The sequence below is a fragment of the Alsobacter ponti genome, assembly GCF_024294805.1.
Taxonomy (GTDB): domain Bacteria; phylum Pseudomonadota; class Alphaproteobacteria; order Rhizobiales; family Beijerinckiaceae; genus Alsobacter; species Alsobacter ponti.
Map to the genome: position 1 here is coordinate 155,483 of NZ_JANCLU010000001.1, position 18,197 is coordinate 173,679.

14 protein-coding genes are annotated in these 18,197 nt (G+C 69.4%); 7 read left to right on the forward strand and 7 right to left on the reverse strand.

The window, feature by feature from the left end:
• Nucleotides 1-16: 16 nt before the first annotated feature.
• A complete protein-coding gene (locus tag NK718_RS00825) occupies nt 17-3,682 on the reverse strand; it encodes a hydantoinase B/oxoprolinase family protein (RefSeq protein ID WP_254738200.1) in 3,666 nt (1,221 codons plus the stop codon).
• Between the two features lie 105 nt (nt 3,683-3,787).
• Nucleotides 3,788-4,684 carry an extensin-like domain-containing protein gene (locus NK718_RS00830; RefSeq protein ID WP_254737599.1) on the reverse strand — a complete coding sequence of 299 codons (897 nt, stop codon included), beginning with the start codon at nt 4,682-4,684 and terminating at the stop codon, nt 3,788-3,790.
• Between the two features lie 173 nt (nt 4,685-4,857).
• On the opposite strand from NK718_RS00830, the gene NK718_RS00835 reads away from it, so the two are divergent.
• Complete coding sequence (locus NK718_RS00835) at nt 4,858-6,096, forward strand: amidase (RefSeq protein WP_254737601.1); 1,239 nt, start codon at nt 4,858-4,860, stop codon at nt 6,094-6,096.
• 439 nt (nt 6,097-6,535) lie between these two features.
• Here the strand turns inward: NK718_RS00835 and NK718_RS00840 are convergent, their stop codons facing one another.
• A complete protein-coding gene (locus tag NK718_RS00840; protein ID WP_254737603.1) occupies nt 6,536-6,853 on the reverse strand; it encodes a hypothetical protein in 318 nt (105 codons plus the stop codon).
• A 109-nt stretch (nt 6,854-6,962) separates the two neighbouring features.
• Between NK718_RS00840 and NK718_RS00845 the strand changes: the two genes are divergently transcribed.
• The 3 genes from NK718_RS00845 to NK718_RS00855 all read left to right on the forward strand — a co-directional run bounded on the left by NK718_RS00845 (nt 6,963) and on the right by NK718_RS00855 (nt 10,445).
• A complete protein-coding gene (locus NK718_RS00845) occupies nt 6,963-7,271 on the forward strand; it encodes a cytochrome c family protein (protein WP_254737606.1) in 309 nt (102 codons plus the stop codon).
• 51 nt (nt 7,272-7,322) lie between these two features.
• The gene (gene uvrB / locus NK718_RS00850; protein WP_254737608.1) at nt 7,323-10,061 is read left to right on the forward strand and encodes an excinuclease ABC subunit UvrB; all 2,739 of its coding nucleotides are present in this window, start codon (nt 7,323-7,325) and stop codon (nt 10,059-10,061) included.
• A 123-nt stretch (nt 10,062-10,184) separates the two neighbouring features.
• A complete protein-coding gene (locus NK718_RS00855; protein ID WP_254737610.1) occupies nt 10,185-10,445 on the forward strand; it encodes a SemiSWEET family sugar transporter in 261 nt (86 codons plus the stop codon).
• Here NK718_RS00855 and NK718_RS00860 read toward each other — a convergent pair.
• A complete protein-coding gene (locus tag NK718_RS00860) occupies nt 10,436-10,975 on the reverse strand; it encodes a DUF1499 domain-containing protein (RefSeq protein ID WP_254737612.1) in 540 nt (179 codons plus the stop codon). The two genes, NK718_RS00855 and NK718_RS00860, sit on opposite strands and share 10 nt — an antisense overlap.
• A gap of 118 nt (nt 10,976-11,093) precedes the next feature.
• Here NK718_RS00860 and NK718_RS00865 point away from each other — a divergent pair, with 118 nt between their 5' ends.
• Together NK718_RS00865 and NK718_RS00870 are read left to right on the forward strand one after the other, a co-directional pair.
• Nucleotides 11,094-11,450, forward strand: a complete 357-nt coding sequence (locus NK718_RS00865; protein WP_254737613.1) for a DMT family protein — start codon at nt 11,094-11,096, stop codon at nt 11,448-11,450.
• A 125-nt stretch (nt 11,451-11,575) separates the two neighbouring features.
• A complete protein-coding gene (locus tag NK718_RS00870) occupies nt 11,576-12,778 on the forward strand; it encodes a pyridoxal phosphate-dependent aminotransferase (RefSeq protein WP_254737615.1) in 1,203 nt (400 codons plus the stop codon).
• Nucleotides 12,779-12,874: 96 nt separating this feature from the next.
• Here the strand turns inward: NK718_RS00870 and NK718_RS00875 are convergent, their stop codons facing one another.
• Complete coding sequence (locus NK718_RS00875; protein WP_254737617.1) at nt 12,875-13,507, reverse strand: outer membrane protein; 633 nt, start codon at nt 13,505-13,507, stop codon at nt 12,875-12,877.
• A gap of 438 nt (nt 13,508-13,945) precedes the next feature.
• On the opposite strand from NK718_RS00875, the gene NK718_RS00880 reads away from it, so the two are divergent.
• Nucleotides 13,946-15,979: an elongation factor G gene (locus tag NK718_RS00880; protein WP_254737619.1), complete on the forward strand. Its 2,034-nt coding sequence runs from the start codon at nt 13,946-13,948 to the stop codon at nt 15,977-15,979.
• A 330-nt stretch (nt 15,980-16,309) separates the two neighbouring features.
• Here NK718_RS00880 and NK718_RS00885 read toward each other — a convergent pair whose 3' ends face one another.
• Nucleotides 16,310-17,227 (reverse strand): LysR family transcriptional regulator, encoded by a 918-nt coding sequence (locus NK718_RS00885; RefSeq protein WP_254737621.1) that lies wholly within the window; start codon nt 17,225-17,227, stop codon nt 16,310-16,312.
• The gene (gene trxB, locus NK718_RS00890; RefSeq protein ID WP_254737623.1) at nt 17,227-18,189 is read right to left on the reverse strand and encodes a thioredoxin-disulfide reductase; all 963 of its coding nucleotides are present in this window, start codon (nt 18,187-18,189) and stop codon (nt 17,227-17,229) included. The genes NK718_RS00885 and trxB overlap by 1 nt, the downstream gene beginning before the upstream one ends.
• Between the last annotated feature and the right edge of the window lie 8 nt (nt 18,190-18,197).

Here is an 18,197-nt window from a genome sequence, read left to right on the forward strand (position 1 = left end):
CGCGCCCCGCCCCGCCTCAGCCGCGCAGCTTGGGGTCGCCGTAGCCGCCGCCCGTCGGCGTCACCACGGTCACCGCCTCTCCGGCCTCGAGCCTTGTCTGGTCGCAGCCGCCCAGCTCGTCGACGCGGCCGTCCAGCCGGCGCACGAGCGTGCGGCCGCATTCGCCCGGCTCCCCGCCCAGCATCCCGAACGGCCGCACCTTGCGGTGCGACGAGAGGATGGCGCACTCCATCCCCGTGAGGAAACGCAGCGTGCGGCTTGTGCCGTCGCCGGCGTTCCACTGCCCCTTGCCGCCGGAGCCGGCGCGGATGTGGAAATCCTCCAGCAGCACCGGGAAGCGGTATTCCAGCACTTCCGGGTCGGTCAGCCGTGAGTTGGTCATGTGGACGTGCACGCCCGGCGTGCCGTCGAAGCCAGGGCCGGCCGGCGAGCCCGAGCAGATCGTCTCGTAATACTGGTATTCGTCGTTGCCGAAGGTGAGGTTGTTCATCGTGCCCTGCGAGGCAGCCATCGCCCCCAGCGCGCCGAACAGGCAGTTGGTGACGGCCTGGCTCACCTCGACGTTCCCGGCCACCACGGCGGCCGGGTACTCCGGCGACAGCATCGAGCCCTGCGGGACGACGATGCGGATCGGCCGCAGGCAGCCGGCGTTCATCGGGATCTCGTCGTCCACCATCACGCGGAAGACGTAGAGCACAGCCGCGCGCGTCACCGGGGCGGGGGCGTTGAAGTTATCCGGGCGCTGCGGCGAGGTGCCGGTGAAGTCGACCGTGGCCTCGCGGCGCGCCTTGTCGACGGTGATGCGCACCTTGATGGCGCAGCCCTGGTCCATCGGGTAGGTGAACTCGGAGTCGTGCAGCCGGTCGAGCACGCGGCGCACGCTCTCGGCGGCGTTGTCCTGCACGTGGCCCATATAGGCGTGCACGACGGGCAACGTGAACTCGGCGACCATCTTGCGCAGCTCGCGCACGCCTTTCTCGTTCGCCGCGATCTGCGCCTTGAGGTCGTTGACGTTCTGCACGACGTTGCGCACGGGGTAGCGCGCGCCGGTGAGCAGCGCGACCGTCTCGGCCTCGCGGAACCGGCCCTGCTCGACGATCTGGAAGTTGTCGATATAGACGCCTTCCTCCTCGATATTGGTGGCGAGCGGGCTCATCGAGCCCGGCGCGACGCCGCCCACGTCGGCATGGTGGCCGCGCGACGCGACCCAGAACAGGATGTCTCGGCCGGCCTCGTCGAACACCGGCGTGCAGACGGTGATGTCGGGCAGATGGGTGCCGCCATTGTAGGGCGCGTTGAGCATGAAGACGTCGCCGGGCCGGATGCGGCCCTCGTTCATGCGGATGATGGTCTCGACGGACCGGTCCATCGAGCCGAGGTGAACCGGCATGTGCGGGGCGTTGGCGACCAGCGTGCCGTCGCGGTCGAACACCGCGCAGGAGAAGTCGAGCCGCTCCTTGATGTTCACGGAATAGGCGGTGTTCTGCAGCGTCACGCCCATCTGTTCGGCGATGGACATGAACAGGTTGTTGAAGATTTCCAGCATCACCGGGTCGGCCGAGGTGCCGACGGCGCTGCGGCGGGGTAGCGGCACGACGCGAGTCAGGACGAGGTGGTTCTTGGCGGTCAACGCCGCCTGCCAGCCGTCCTCCACCACAACGGTCTGGTGCGGCTCGATGACGAGGGCGGGGCCGCGCACCGCGTGCCCGGGGCGCAACTGGTCGCGGGTGAACACGCCGGCGTCGCGCCAGCGCCCCTGCGAGTAGAAGCGGGTGCGCTCGACGGGCTCCGGCGTCGGTTCCGGCGCGACGGCGGCCTCCGCCTCGGCCGAGCGGGCGCCGCCGCCCACGGCCTCCACCGACACGGCCTCCACCACGAGCTCCTTCGTCTCGTCGATGAAGCCGAAGCGCGCGCGATGGGCGGCCTGGAAATGCGCCGTCATCGCAGCCAGCGTCGCGTCGTCGTCGCCGGCCGGCTCCACCGGGGTTTCCAGCGAGGTGTCGGTGCCGGCGTAGCGCAGGTGGGCGCGCACATGCACGACGATGGACTCGCGGTCGACGCCCTGTCCGGCGACCTCGTCCCGGCAGATCTCGCCCAGGCGCTCGGCCTCGCGCTTCAGCGACGCCAGCGCGGGCGCGCCGAACTTCACCTCCAGCGCCTGCTGGCGCGAGGCGCGGATGTCGGCGAGCCCCATGCCGTAGGCCGAGAGAAGCGACGAGAACGGGTGGATCAGCACCGTCTTCATCGCCAGCGCGTCGGCGACGAGGCAGGCATGCTGGCCGCTCGCGCCGCCAAAGGCGTTGAGCGCGTATTGCGTCACGTCGTAGCCGCGCGCCACGGAGATCTTCTTGATCGCCTCCGCCATGTTGGCGACGGCGATCTGCACGAAGCCGTCGGCGATCTGCTCGGGGGCGCGGGCCTCGCGCGTGGCGGCGTTCACCTCCTGCGCCATGGCATCGAACGCCGCGCGCACGGTCTCGGTGTCGAGCGGCTGGTCCTGGCCAGGCCCGAAGATGCGCGGGAACCACTGGGCCGGCAGCTTGCCCAGCATCACGTTGGCGTCGGTCACCGCCAGCGGCCCCCCGCGCCGGTAGCAGGCCGGGCCGGGATTGGCCCCGGCGGAATCGGGCCCGACCCGGAAGCGGGACCCGTCGAAATGCAGGATCGAGCCGCCGCCGGCCGCGACGGTGTGGATCAGCATCATCGGCGCGCGCATGCGCACGCCCGCCACCTCGGTCTCGAAGGCGCGCTCGTACTCGCCGTCGAAATGCGCCACGTCGGTGGAGGTGCCGCCCATGTCGAAGCCGATGACGCGGCCGAAGCCGGCCTCGCGCCCCGTTTCGGCGAGAGCGACCACGCCGCCGGCCGGGCCGGACAGGATGGCGTCCTTGCCGGCGAAGAGGTCGGCGGCGGTGAGGCCGCCCGACGACATCATGAACATCAGCCGCGCGCCAGAGCCCGCTTCGGGGTCGGCCGCGTCGACGCCGAGCTCGCTCGCCACCTGCGCCACGTAGCGGCCGAGAATGGGAGAGAGGTAGGCGTCCACGACCGTGGTGTCGCCGCGTCCGACCAGCTTGATCAGCGGGCTGACCTCGTGGCTCACCGACACCTGCGCGAAGCCGATGTCGCGGGCGATGGCGGCCACCAGCCGCTCGTGCTCGGGGTAGCGGTAGGCGTGCATGAACACGATGGCGACGGCGTCGAACCCGGCCGCGCGGGCCGCCTCCAGTTCGCGCCGCGCCACGTCGAGGTCCGGCGTCTTCTCCACCGCCCCGTCGGCGCGCACGCGCTCGTCGATCTCGACGACGTCGGAGTAAAGCTGCTCGGGCTTGACGATCTGTCGCGCGAAGATGCGCGGGCGCGCCTGGTAGCCGATGCGGAGCGCGTCCCGGAAGCCCTTTGTGGTGACAAGCAAAGTGCGCTCGCCCTTGCGCTCGAGCAGCGCGTTGGTCGCGACGGTGGTTCCCATGCGCACGTCGCCGATGCGGCCGCGCGGGATCGGCTGGCCGGGCGCGAGGCCCAGCAGGTCGCGAATGCCCTGCACGGCGGCGTCGCGATAGGCCTCGGGGTTCTCGGAGAGCAGCTTGCGCGCGTGCAGCCGGCCGTCGGGGTCGCGCCCCACGATGTCGGTGAAGGTGCCGCCGCGGTCGATCCAGAAGTCCCAGCGCGAAGCGCCCGACATGCCGCTCATCGACCCCTCCTCCGTTCGACGGCTCCGCATGGGCCGGGACGCCGGTTCCGGTTGGGTAATGGGTCGCCGGAGCGATGACAAGCGGGCCGGACGGCCTCAGCGGCCCACGGCGGCCGGCGGGCGCGGCGCGAACGGGTCGAAGCCGCGCGGCCCCGTCGGCATCACCGGCTCGCTCTCCACCTCCCCCTCGGCCTCGCCATCGTATGGCTCCTCGGAGGGCTGGGCGAGCATCATCGGGTTCGCCCCGCTCGCCACCGAGGGATAGAGCGCCGGCTGCTGCGGGCGCGGCGTGGCCGCCCGGGAGGCGAGCGCGTCGAGGCGCGGTTCGAACTTGATGACGGGCTTGCAGATCACCCGGCCGCGGCTGTGGCGGGCGAGGTCCAGGTGGAAGTGGTTGTAGTGCTGCGCGTCGGAGCCTGGGCCCAGCACCGTCGTGAAGTGGCGGCAGGAGCCGACGAACACCTCGCGCAGGAATTCCTGGTCGCGCGGCTGGCCGCGCCAGCCCTTCTCGACGTTGATCTCGCGCCCGTCGGCGAGGCGGAAGGCCATCACGTCCATGGCGTTGCCGAAGGCGTGCTCGGACTTCGGGCCGCCGAGCCGGTTGTTGACGCTGCGGCAGGAATAGGAGCCGGCCCGCAACTCGGCCACGGGCGCGCCGTAATAGAGCGCCGCGGCGGGCTGAACGACGTCCGCCAGCCACTGGTCGACGCCGGTCAGCATCGGGCAGCCGAGCACCGCCTTGTTGGTGAGGCCCACCGTGCCGTCGCCGAGGGCCGCGACGCGGAACGGCTGCAGCATGCCGCACGCGCCGGGACCTGAGATTTCGCGCGCCGGTTCGACGTAGGCCGAGATCTTGACGGACTTCGATGACAGGCAGGCCTGCTCGGCCTCGTCCCGCCAGGCCGCGCGCCGCTCGAAGTTGAACAGCCCGCAGCCCGACAAAAGGGCGAGAACGCCGGAAGCAATGGCGAGTAGAAGGCCTGAACGCCGCATGCGGCGACCTTGCGCCCGCATGTTTAAGCTCTGCTGAATCGATCGATTCGCGAGGAGTCCCAAACCGGGCTGAAAGGCTTGACGAACGTCGGCTCCCGGTCACACTTCGCCCCCCGGACCCCGCGCCGGCCGCACAATCCTGCCGCGCTCCCGCAACGAAAGGCTCGTCCCCCGTGCTGTCGCTTCTCGATCTTCGCCGCCGCATCGACTCCGGCGAACTGTCCGCGTCCGACGCGATCCGCCAGTCCCTGCAGGCGATCGGCGAGCGCGACGGCGCGCTGAAGGCCTTCGCCAGCGTCGACCGCTCGGCCGTCGCGGGGCATGGGCTGCTGGCCGGCGTGGCGCTCGGCGTGAAGGACATCATCGACACCGCCGACCTGCCGACCGAGATGGGCTGCAAGGCGATCTACGGAAGCTGGCGGCCGCGCGCGGACGCCGCTATCGTCTCGCTCGCCAAAATGGCCGGCGCGACCGTGGTGGGGAAGACCGAGACGACGGCGTTCGCGTTCCTCGATCCCGCGCCGACTCTCAATCCGCACCGCGCCGACCGGACGCCCGGCGGATCGTCCTCGGGCTCGGCCGCCGCCGTGGCGGCGGGGCTCGTGCCGCTCGCCATCGGCACGCAGACCGGCGGCTCGGTGATCCGCCCGGCCTCGTTCTGCGGCGTCGCGGCCATAAAGCCCTCGTTCCGCCTGCTGCCGACCGTCGGCCTCAAGACGTCCGCGTGGACCCTGGACACGCTGGGCCTGATGGCCGCCAGCGTGGCCGACTGCGCCTACGCGCTCGAGGCGATCAGCGGGCGCGAGATGCGCCTGCCCGACGACCCCGGCGCGCCCCGTTTCGCGCTGGCGCGCCAGCGTTTCGCGGGGGACGCCGCCCCGGAAGGCGAGGCGGCGCTGGAGAAGGCAGCCCGGCTGGCGGAGAAGGCCGGCGCGACCGTGGTCGAAATCGACCTGCCGAGGCCCTTCGCGGACGCGTGGGCGATCCACGGCACGGTGCAGAACTACGAAATCCGCGTGTCGATGGCGTGGGAATATCTGAACCGCCGGGCCGACCTGCCGCCTCGCATCGGCGGCCTGCTCGACGAGGCCCAGTCGATCCGGGCGAGCGACTACGACGCCGTGCGCGGCGCGGCCCGCCGGGCGCGACTCGCCGCCAAGGATTTCTTCGCGGAGCACGGAGTTGACGCGATCCTGACCTATTCCGCGCCGGGCGCCGCTCCCGACCGCTCCACCACCGGCGACCCCCGCTTCAACAAGCTGCTGACCCTGCTCGGCGCGCCCTGCGTCAACGTCCCCGGCCTCGTGTCGGGGGATAGCCTGCCGGTCGGCGTCCAGGTGGTCGCGCCGTTCGGCCGCGACGCGCAGGCGCTGCGGGCGGCGGCCTGGCTGGAACGTATCGTTCGCGCCTGAACAACTCTTCTATAAGACTGGGCATCCCTGGGCCGCCGGCCGCGGAAACGAGCATTCCATTGAGGACACTCGAAAAAATCGGGAGAAACGCGGCGTGTGCGTTGCAATAAGCCGCATGGACACCACTCGGAACAACTCTGTTTAAATCTGAAACATCTTGCTTCATCGCCCTCCAACGGTCCCCTGCCGGAGAGTGACTGTTGCGAACCGCAGAAAAGGTGGTATTTTTAACCGGTCGTTAAGAGCCAGCGGAGGCCAACATGGTTCTGACCCAGCGGCTGAATATGGCGGTGATGTTCGCCGCGTTCGCCCTTGTCGGCGCGGTCGTGATGGGCTGGATTTGAGAAAAAGCGCCCCACGGCGATCGCCACGACGACAGCGACAGGGCATGCAGGCCGTCGGCTCGACCCGACGGCTTTTTTTTGTGCCTGGCGGAAGCTCAACCGCGCGGACGCGGCGTGTAGGGGAGTTCGGCGGTGGGGCAAGCGCCCGACACCGGCTGCCACGACGGATTGTTGATCACCATCACGCAGCGGACCATGCGCGCGCCCTCGGGAGTGCGCAGGCACATCGTCTCGCCCATGGCGAAGGTCTGGCCGTTGGCGCGGCAGGTGCAAGGCGGCAGCTCAGGGGCGGGGCCGGGCGTCACGAAGCGATGCTCCTGCGCGCGAGCTTCGCCCGCCGGCAGCAAGGCCAGCGCCGGACCGACAATGGCGACCGACAGTACGGACGCCGGCAGGGACGCCCTTCGAAGCATGGCTGATCCTAGCACGAACGTCCCTCCCACGCGAGGGACGCACGCCGCGGACTTGGCTTGAGGGGCGCGGGCGTGCGACACCGGAGCGACCAACGCACCGGAGTCGCCCATGCCGCGCTACATCATCCTCGACAATGTCACGGGATCCATCCGGGCTGACACGCTCGACCTGGACGGGCCGCCGCGCGACGAGTCGCCGCTGGAGGCGGTGCGGCGCTACGACGCGCTGACCCTCGACGACGAGCGCAGCTACGCCGAGGAACACCCCAGCGCGGCGCTCAACAACGTGCTCGGCTACATCGTGTACCTGGCCCCGGACGACTATCCGAAGATCAGGGACGGCGAAGACCAGGATGTCATCGACGCGATGATCGCGGCGTGCGAGCCGGTCGCCTTCGTCGAGGTGCGCGAGCTCTGAGGGCGGGCCGGCGGCCTTGCCGCCGCCATGGACTCGTCCCATCTTCGGCCGATGGCGAAATCCCCGAAGAAACCGGCGCGCGAGACGCGGGCCAAGGCGTCGAAGCCCGAGCTGCTGCCGCTCGACGAGCATCTGGCCGCGCTGCTCAATCCCGCCCTCAACCGCGAGCGCGGCCGTGGCGCCGGCGGGCTGGCCGAGAGCCCGCAGGCGGGCTACGACCCGGAGGACGTCGAGAACGTCGACCCCGCCCTGGCGCGCAAGCTCGGCCTGCCGACCTCGGGCGGCGAGCGCGCCGCCGAACCCGACGCGCTGAGCCCGGGGGACCGCCGCCGCGACAAGGGCCTGTCGCGCGCCGACATCCTCAACGCCGCGCCGAGGCGCGTGCGGCAGGGCAACGTGCTGCGCGACGAGGAGGATGACGCGCAAACGCGCGGCAACGGCATTGCCGGCGCGGCGGCGACCGTCGAGTCGCTGAAGGCTCTGCTGGAGGCGGGCGACCCCAATCTGCGCCAGACCAGCGTGTGGACCCCGCACCGTCCGCCGCGCCCCGAGAAGTCCGAAGGCGGCATCAGGTTCGAGCTCGTCTCGCAATTCGAGCCGAAGGGCGACCAGCCGCAGGCCATCGCCGAGCTGGTCGACGGCGTCAGCCGCCACGAGCGGGACCAGGTGCTGCTCGGCGTCACCGGCTCGGGCAAGACGTTCACGATGGCGCAGGTCATCGCCCGCACCAACCGCCCGGCGCTGATCCTCGCGCCGAACAAGACGCTCGCGGCCCAGCTCTACGGAGAGTTCAAGAGCTTCTTCCCGAACAACGCGGTCGAGTACTTCGTGTCGTACTACGACTACTACCAGCCCGAAGCCTACGTCCCGCGCACCGACACCTATATCGAGAAGGAATCGTCGATCAACGAGCAGATTGACCGCATGCGGCACGCGGCGACGCGCGCGCTGCTGGAGCGCGACGACGTCATCATCGTCGCCTCGGTCTCGTGCATCTACGGCATCGGCTCGGTCGAAACCTACACGGCGATGACCTTCTCCATCCGGCTCGGCGAGCGGCTGGACCAGCGCCAGCTCCTCGCCGACCTGGTGGCGCTGCAATACAAGCGCTCGATGGGCGACTTCCAGCGCGGCACCTTCCGCGTGCGCGGCGACGTGGTGGAGATCTTCCCGGCCCACTACGAGGACCGCGCCTGGCGCGTCAGCCTGTTCGGCGACGAGGTGGAGTCGATCCACGAGTTCGACCCGCTCACCGGCCAGAAGACCGCCGAGCTCGAGTTCGTGAAGGTCTACGCGAACTCGCACTACGTCACGCCCAAGCCGACCCTCCAGCAGGCGGTGAAGAGCATCAAGGAGGAGATGAAGCAGCGGCTCGACGAGCTGAACCGCATGGGCCGCCTCCTGGAGGCCCAGCGGCTCGAGCAGCGCACCACGTTCGACCTCGAGATGCTGGAGGCGACCGGCTCGTGCGCCGGCATCGAGAACTATTCGCGCTATCTCACCGGCCGCCGGCCGGGCGAGCCGCCGCCGACGCTGTTCGAGTACCTGCCCGACAACGCCCTCGTTTTCACCGACGAGAGCCACGTTACCGTGCCGCAGATCGGCGGCATGTACAGGGGCGACTTCCGCCGCAAGGCGACGCTCGCCGAATACGGCTTCCGCCTGCCGTCCTGCATGGACAACCGGCCGCTGCGCTTCGAGGAATGGGACGCCATGCGCCCGCAGACCGTCCACGTCTCGGCGACGCCGGGCGAATGGGAGATGGAGCGCACCGGCGGCGTCTTCGTCGAGCAGGTCATCCGCCCCACGGGGCTGATCGACCCGGTGGTCGACGTGCGCCCGGCGCGCGCCCAGGTCGACGACCTGCTGGGCGAGGTCCGCGAGGTCGCCGCCGGCGGCTACCGCACGCTGGTGACGGTGCTGACCAAGCGCATGGCCGAGGACCTGACCGAGTACCTGCACGAGAACGGCGTGCGCGTGCGCTACATGCACTCCGACATCGACACGATCGAGCGCATCGAGATCCTGCGCGACCTGCGGCTCGGCGCCTTCGACGTGCTGGTGGGCATCAACCTGCTGCGCGAGGGGCTGGACATCCCGGAATGCGCGCTGGTGGCCATCCTCGACGCCGACAAGGAAGGGTTCCTGCGCTCCGAGACGTCGCTGATCCAGACCATCGGCCGCGCCGCCCGCAACGTCGACGGACGGGTCATCCTCTACGCCGACCAGGTCACCGGCTCGATGGAGCGCGCCATCGCCGAAACGAACCGCCGCCGCGAGAAGCAGCAGGCCTGGAACGAGGCCAACGGCATCACGCCCGAAAGCGTGAAGCGCAGCATCGGCGACATCCTCGACAGCGTCTACGAACGCGACCACGTGCGGGTGGATACGGGCGTCGCCAAGGAAGGCGCGCTGGTCGGCCACAACATGAAGGCGACGCTGTCCGACCTCGAGAAGCGGATGCGCGAGGCCGCGGCCAACCTCGAATTCGAAACGGCGGCGCGGCTGCGCGACGAAATCAAGCGGCTGCAGGCCACCGAACTCGCCATCGCCGAGGACCCGCTGGCCACCCAGACCGAAGTCGACGAGCGCACCGGCGGCTATCGCGGCCCGAGGAAATATGGCGCGGCGGCCAACATGCCGGAGACCCGCGCCCGCAAGCCGACGCTCGACGAGATGGGGCCGCACAATCTCGGCGGCGGCGCCGGCCGTCCGCTCGGGGCCGAGGCGGCTGCGCGCAGCAAGGCGGGCCGCCCGGGCACCCGCGCGTTCAAGGGGCGCAAGGCCTAGGAGGCGTCTTCCGGATTGACAGGACCGGGCGCGGGGGCCACACCGAAACGACAGCCCGAGGTTCGGATTCCCCCCAAGCACCGGTCCCCCCCAAGGTCCCCCTGAGGTCCCCCAAGGTTCCCAATGTCGCCTTTCCTCATCGAGGTCATCGGCGCTGTCGCCGCCGTGACGACGACCGTGTGCTGGCTGCCGCAGGCGCTGCGCGTCATCCGCACGCGCGACACGCGGGCCATCTCCGCGTGGGCGCAGGGTACGCTGCTCATCGGCATCATCTTGTGGATCATCTACGGCTTCGGCATCGGCAGCCAGCCGGTGATCTGGTCGAACACCATCAGCTTCATGCTGATCGGCACGATCTTCACGCTCAAGCTGCGCTACGGCTGAGCCGGCCGGGTCCCGGCCGCGACGCGCGGATCGGCCAGATAGCCGCGGATGCGCGCCAGGTTGGCTCCGAAATCGCTGCGCCCCAGCAGGCTGCGGCTGTAGATCGCCACCGTCGCGCCGCCGCCCGCAACCGGAAGAACCATCACGTCCACGGTGTCGGGGAAGCGCCACACCGGCGTGCGCACCACGAAACGGTCGCCGCGGCCGGGCGTCGCCTCGGCCACTTGCCGCGCGCCCGGGTCGGCGAGGATGACGGCGCGCAGCCTTTCGCGCAGGTCGTGATAGGGCACGTCCCACACCGGCGAGACGATGTCGGCCCTGGCGTCCGGGCACAATTCGCGCGGGCACGCCAGCGCGTCGTTGGGGTCGGCGCGGCGCATCAGCCGCGTGAAATCCACAGGGCCCTGGTCGGCCGGGCCGCCGATGCGCTCCCACAGGCGGTCGAGCCCGATCGGCCCGTCCGGAAAGGCGCGCGCCGCCGCGAACAGGACGGCCAGCAGAATCGGGACGGCGAACGCGATCATGCGCATGTCTGGAGCGTCTCGGATGCGACGCCGCGAGACTTCCCCGCCAGGCCCCGGAAAGCAAGGGCGCGGCGCGCTTCCCGATGCTAAGAGACCGACGACATCCCCCTCAGCGAGCCCGCTCATGCCCTTCGTCTCGTCCCCCTTCGTGCTCCCCGTCGCGATGCTCGTGGCGTCCAATGTCTTCATGACGTTCGCGTGGTACGGACATCTCAAGTTCCCGGCCAAGGCGCTCTGGGCCGTGGTGCTGGTGAGCTGGGGCATCGCTTTTTTCGAATACTGGCTCGCTGTGCCGGCCAACCGCATCGGCCATCAGGTCTATTCGGCGGCCGAACTGAAGACGATCCAGGAAGTCGTCACGCTGGTCGTGTTCGCGGGCTTTTCGACCGTCGTGTTGAAGGAGCCGCTGGGCTGGAACCACGCGGTCGGCTTCGCCCTCATCGCCGCCGGGGCGTTTTTCGTGTTCCAGGGGCGCGGTTGAGGCGGCGGCGCGGACACGCGAAAGCCGCGCCCTTCCCGCCATTCCTTCTTGCTCTGCCGCTGCGGCGGGACTAGGTTCCCGCGCGCCCTTCAAAGGGCGATTGTCCAGCAACCCGGAGCCTCGACATGGCCTTCCTCGCCGAAACTTTGTCCCGCGTGAAGCCTTCCGCCACGATCGCCGTGACGCAGAAGGCGCGCGAGCTCAAAGCGCAGGGCCGCGAGATCATCAGCCTGTCGGTGGGCGAGCCGGACTTCGATACGCCAGAGAACATCAAGCAGGCGGCCATCGACGCGATCCGCCGGGGCGAGACGAAGTACACGCCGGTGTCGGGCATCACGCCGCTGCGCGAGGCCATCGCGGCCAAGTTCAAGCGCGAGAACGGCCTCGACTACAAGTGGCAGCAGACGATCGTCGGCACGGGCGGAAAGCAGATCCTGTACAACGCCTTCCTGGTGACGATGAACCCCGGCGACGAGGTCATCATCCCGGCGCCGTACTGGGTGAGCTATCCGGACATGGTGCTCCTGTGCGGCGGCACGCCGGTGTTCGTCGACACCAAGCTGGAGAAGAACTTCAAGCTCCAGGCGGAGGATCTCGAGCGCGCCATCACCAAGCGCACCAAGTGGGTGGTGCTGAACTCGCCTTCCAACCCGTCGGGCGCGGCCTATACGCGCGACGAGCTGAAGGCGCTGACGGAGGTGCTGCTGCGCCATCCGCACGTCTGGATCCTCACCGACGACATGTACGAGCACCTGACCTACGGCGACTTCGTGTTCACCACGCCCGCCCAGGTCGAGCCCACGCTGTGGGAGCGCACGCTGACCATGAACGGCGTGTCCAAGGCCTACGCGATGACGGGCTGGCGCATCGGCTACGCCGGCGCGCCGGACTCGCTCATCAAGGCGATGGACATGGTGCAGGGCCAGCAGACCTCCGGCGCGTGCTCCATCGCCCAGTGGGCGGCGGTCGAGGCGCTGAACGGTCCGCAGGACTTCATCCCGAAGAGCCGCAAGGTGTTCGAGGGTCGTCGCGACCTCGTGGTGTCGATGCTCAACCAGGCCAAGGGCCTCAAGTGCCCGACGCCGGAAGGCGCGTTCTACGTGTACCCGTCCTGCGCCGAGGCGCTGGGCAAGGTGTCGCCGGCCGGCAAGCGGATCGAAACGGACGAGGACTTCGTCTCCGAGCTGCTGCAGGCCGAGGGCGTCGCGGCCGTCCACGGCTCGGCGTTCGGCCTCGGGCCGAACTTCCGCATCTCCTACGCGACGTCGAACGAGCTGCTGGAGCAGGCCTGCGCCAAGATCCAGCGCTTCTGCGCCAGCCTCCGCTGAAGCAAGCGCGCCGAAAACGGAAAGGCCCCGCCGGCGCAACCGGCGGGGCCTTTTTCGTTTCGGGGGCCGGGCGGGGGAGGCCGCCGGGCCTGCCGGTCAGAAGCGGTAGTTCACGCCGGCGCGGACGACGCTGAAGTCGGCCGCGCGCTTCTGCGTCCCGGTCACTGCCCCGGCGGCGTTCAGGACGTCCGTGCTGACCTTCTGCGAGCCGTTGTAGAGGTACTCGCCCTTCACCGACCAGTTGCGGTTGACGGCGAACTCGACGCCGCCGCCGGCGGTCCAGAAGGCGCGCGATGCGCCCGTCACGTCGGCGCCCGCGACGCCGCCCGTGGCGTAGACGAGCACGTTGTTGATGGCGTAGCCGGCGCGCGCGCGGGCCGTGCCGTACCAGGTCGCGTCGACCTTGGCGAAGTGGCCGGTCGCCCCGACGGCCTCGACGCGGCGCTGCAGCGGCAGCCAGCTCAGGTCGCCCTCGACGCCGAGCACGATGTTGCTGGGGAGCTGGTAGTTGTAGCCGACGGTGCCGCCGAGGCCGACGCCGGCGTCCTTGCCCCCCTTGTTCATGAATGAGGCGCCGACCGTCACGCCCGCATAGGCGCCGGTCCAGGTGAAGACGGGGGCCACCGGGGCGACATAGGCGGGCGCCACCTTGCGGGAGGGAAGGTCCGCGGCGACGGCCGAACCGGCCAGCAGGATCGAGGCAATGGCGGCCAGCGCGTACTTAGTCATGGTAAAAAACTCCTTACCGATCTGAAGAAAATCTTCGATGTGTCTATGGTTCGATAATTCTAAATGACCTCTTAAGGTCAAGCTCGGACAGAGTTCCGCATGGCGCCTATGCATCGTGATTTGTCGCGTTACTCGCCACGATTTCGCCATTCTCGCGATGAGGGCCGTTATTTCGGGCCATAGTTGCCACAATGCTTGCATAATTCGGATTCGGAACTGCAACTTGAAGTAGTGGGCCGCGAGAATTCTCGCTCCGAAGCGTGGCGCGCCGCGCCGTTTCCGATTCCACTTGCATCGGCCCGCGCGCGGGCAGAGCATCGGAACGCTGCAAGGCCAAGCAGTCCGATGATTGTTGGCCGGAGCCCGGCCAACGCCACCCCTAGGGAGGAGCGCATGGCTACGTCTGGCTCGGAGCAAAACGCCTCAAGAAGAGAGCCCATGGGTCCGCGATGCATCGCCATCGTCGGACCCTTTCAAAGCGGCAAGACCACCCTGCTGGAAGCCATCCTCGAGCGAACCGGGGCCGTTCAGCGCGCCGGCCGCGTGACCGACGGCTCGACCGTCGGCGACTCGAGCGCCGAGGCGCGCGCCCACGGCCACGGCGTCGAACCCAACGTCGCGACGACGACGTTCATGGGCGAGCGGATGACATTCATCGACTGCCCCGGTTCGGTCGAGTTCATGCACGACATGCGGGCGGTGACGCCTGTGTGCGACGCGGCGATCGTCGTGTGCGAGGCCGACGAGCGGAAGCTGGCCGCGCTGCAGGTCGTGCTACGCGAGCTGGAGGAGGCGGGCATCCCGCGCTTCGTTTTCCTCAACAAGGTGGAGACGCTGACGGGGATGGTCCACGACCATCTCGCCATGCTGCAGACCGCTTCCCGCACGCCGCTCCTGCTGCGCCAGATGCCGATCTGGAAGAACGGCATCATCGTCGGCTACATCGACCTCGCGCTGGAGCGCGCCTTCGTCTATCGCGAGCACGCGCCGAGCGAGGTGGTCGACATCTCGGCCGAGGACCTGGTGCTCGAGCGCGAAGCGCGCTTCTCCATGCTGGAACGGCTCGCCGACTACGACGAGCGCCTGATGGAGGAGCTGATCGAGGAGATCGAGCCGCCACGCGACCAGGTCTTCGACGACTTGCGCAAGGAATTGCGCGACGGACACGCCGTGCCGGTGCTGTTCGGCTCGGCCGATCGCGCCAACGGCATCACCCGACTGCTCAAGGCGCTCCGCCACGAGGCGCCCGGCGTCGGCGCCACGCGCGACCGGCTGGGCGTGCCGGCGTCCGGCCAGCCGCTGGCGCACGTGATGAAGACCATCCACACGGCCCATGGCGGCAAACTGTCCGTCGCACGCGTGCTGCGCGGAAGCTTCAAGGAAGGCGACACGGTGATCGGCTCGGGCGGGGTGGAAACCCGCGTCGGCGGCGTGCAGAGGCTGGTTGGACAGGCCGGCGTGCGCGAGCCGGAGGCCAAAGAGGGCGACGTGCTCGCCTTCGGCCGCCTGGAGGGCGTGTCGACCGGCGACAGCTTCGCGGCGGGGCGCACGCCGCCCGCCGCCGTCGCGTCGGTCGCGCCGCCGGAGCCGGTGTTCGCGACCGCCATCTCGACGCGCGACCGCAAGGACGACGTGCGCCTCAACGCCGCCCTCGCCAAGCTGACCGAGGAGGATCCCGGGCTCATCATGCGGCACATGGCCGACAGCGGCGAGCTGCGCCTGATGGGCCAGGGCGAGGTGCATCTGCGCGTCTCGCTGGAGCGACTCTCCGGGCGTTACGGCGTCGAGGTCGACCGCCATCCGCCGCGGATCGGCTACCGCGAGACCATCCGCGGCAAGGTGACGGTGCGCGGCCGGCACAAGAAGCAGACCGGCGGCCACGGCCAGTTCGGCGACGTGGTGCTGGAGGTCGAGCCGCTGCCGCGCGGCTCCGGGTTCGAGTTCGTCGACAAGATCACCGGCGGCGTGGTGCCGCGCCAGTACATCTCGTCGGTCGAGCACGGGGTGCGCGAGGCGCTGGACGAGGGGACGCTGGGCTTCCCGGTGGTCGACGTGCGCGTCGCGCTGACGGACGGCTCCTACCACACGGTCGATTCCTCCGACATGGCATTCCGCGCCGCCGCGCGGCTCGGCATGGCCGAGGCGCTGCCCAAGGCGCAGTCGGTGCTGCTGGAGCCGATCCATCTCGTCGAGATCGGCATCCCGAGCGACGCGATGTCGAAGGCCAGCGCCATCGTCTCCGGCCGGCGCGGGCAGATCCTGGGCTACGACGCGCGACCGGGCTGGGAGGGCTGGGACACGCTGAAGGCGCTGATGCCGGAATCGGAGATCGGAGACCTCATCGTCGAGCTGCGCTCCGCCACCTCCGGCGTCGGCACGTTCAGCTCGTCGCTGGATCATCTGGCCGAGCTGAGCGGCAAGCCGGCGGAAGCGGTGATGCGCAAGGCCCATCCGGCGCGACACGCTTCCTGATCGGGGCATGCTCAAAAAAAGGCCGGGTATCGTTTCCGATACCCGGCCAAATTGGAGTCGTTCCGGATCAAAACCCGAAAACCGTCCAGAGGGGAACGGTCCAACGTGATCTCAACACCGGGAGGGGAAGGTGGAGACCACGGCCGGAACCGGGATCCTTATGCCGCAGTGCAACGCATGCGAGCAACGCATATGATGTCATAACTGCCATGCGCTGCGCGGCTCTTGGGCAAAACGCCTTGCAAATCAGCATGTTCCGCCACAATCGCAGGCGAGCCACGCGGTGTCGCGCCAAGGGGAGGCCGGCGGGCTCGGCCCGCCGCGCCGCCCTCAGAACGTCCAGCGCTGGGCCTTGCTGACGAGGAAGTCGCGGAAGACCTGCACGCGCGCCACGTTCTTCATTTCCTCGGGGTAGACCAGGTAGGAATCGAGCGACGGCATGCCGTCCGAGTTCAACACCTGCACGAGGCCCGAATCGGCCTCGACGAGGTAGTCCGGCAGCACGGCGATGCCGATGCCGCGCTCCACCGCGCGCTTCAGCGCGGTGATGTTGTTGACCGTCAGCGCGGCCGTGCGCGGGTTCTTCGGGTCGCGGCCCACCGTGGTCAGCCAGTGCACGTCCATCAAGTAGGAGGGCGTCACGCCGCCATAGGTGAGGATGCGGTGCTCCTCCAACTCGGACAGGTCCTTGGGCTGGCCGTGGCCCTTGATGTATTCGGGCGACGCGTAGGCGTGGAAGTGGACGGTGAACAGGCGGCGCTGGATGAGGTCGCCCTGCACCGGCTGGCGCAGCCAGATGGCGACGTCCGCCTCGCGCATCGACAGGTCCAGCTCCTCGTCGGTGAGCAGCACCTGCACCCGCACCTCGGAGTAGAGGTCGAGGAACTCTCCCAGCCGCGGCGTCAGCCAGTTGGCGCCGAGGCCGAGCGTGGTGGTGACGCGCAGGTCGCCGTTCGGCCGCTCGCGGCTGTCGCTGAGGCGCGAGCGCGTGGCCTCGAGCTTGAGCATCATCTCCTTGGCGGTGCGAAACAGCAGCTCGCCCTGCTCGGTGAGGATGAGCCCGCGCGCGTGGCGGTGGAACAGCGGCACGGAGAGGTCGCGTTCCAGCGCGCCGACCTGCCGGCTGACCGCCGACTGGCTCAGCCCCAGCGCGTCGCCGGCGTGGGTGAAGCTGCCCGCCTCGGCGGCGGTGTAGAAGATCCGGACCTTGTCCCAGTCGAGCGACGACGACAGCATGGTGAGCGGCATTATTCTGCAGCCTGACGTTCGAGGAGATGCCCGGCGAGCCAGCGCTCGGCGTCGAGCGCGGCCATGCAGCCGAGCCCGGCCGCTGTGACGGCCTGGCGATAGGTTTCGTCGGTGACGTCGCCGGCGGCGAACACGCCCGCGATATTGGTCTCGGTGCGGCCCGGCGTGGTCTCGAGATAGCCGGAGGGCCGCATGGCCAGCTGGCCGACGAACAGCTCGGTGGCCGGCTTATGGCCGATGGCGATGAACACGCCGTCGGTCTTCACCTCGCGCAGCGCGCCCGTCTTGACGTTCTTGAGGCGCACATGCGTCACCGCCGGCGGGTTCTGCTCGCCGCGGATCTCGTCGATGGCGCTGTCCCAGATCACCTCGACCTTGGGATGCGCGAACAGCCGCTCCTGCAGGATGCGCTCGGCGCGGAAGCTGTCGCGGCGATGCACCACCGTCACCTTCGAGGCGATGTTGGCGAGATAAAGCGCCTCCTCGACGGCGGTGTTGCCGCCGCCGACGACCACCACTTCCCTGTTGCGGAAGAAAAAGCCGTCGCAGGTGGCGCAGGCGGAGACGCCGAAGCCCTTGAACGCCTCCTCGCTCGGCAGGCCGAGCCAGCGGGCCTGCGCGCCCGTCGCGACGATCAGGGCGTCGCACGTGTAGGTCGTGCCGCTGTCGCCGACGAGCTTGAACGGGCGCTGCGTAAGGTCGACGCTGCCGATGTGGTCGGAGACGATGGTCGCGCCCACGTGCTCGGCCTGCTTCTGCATCTGCTCCATCAGCCAGGGGCCCTGGATGACGTCGGCGAAGCCGGGATAGTTCTCCACGTCGGTGGTGATGGTGAGCTGGCCGCCCGGCTGGTAGCCGGAGATCAGCACCGGCTCGAGCATGGCTCGGGCGGCGTAGATCGCGGCCGTATACCCGGCCGGGCCGGAGCCCAGAATCACCAGCTTCGCGTGCAGGCTCGACATAACGACGG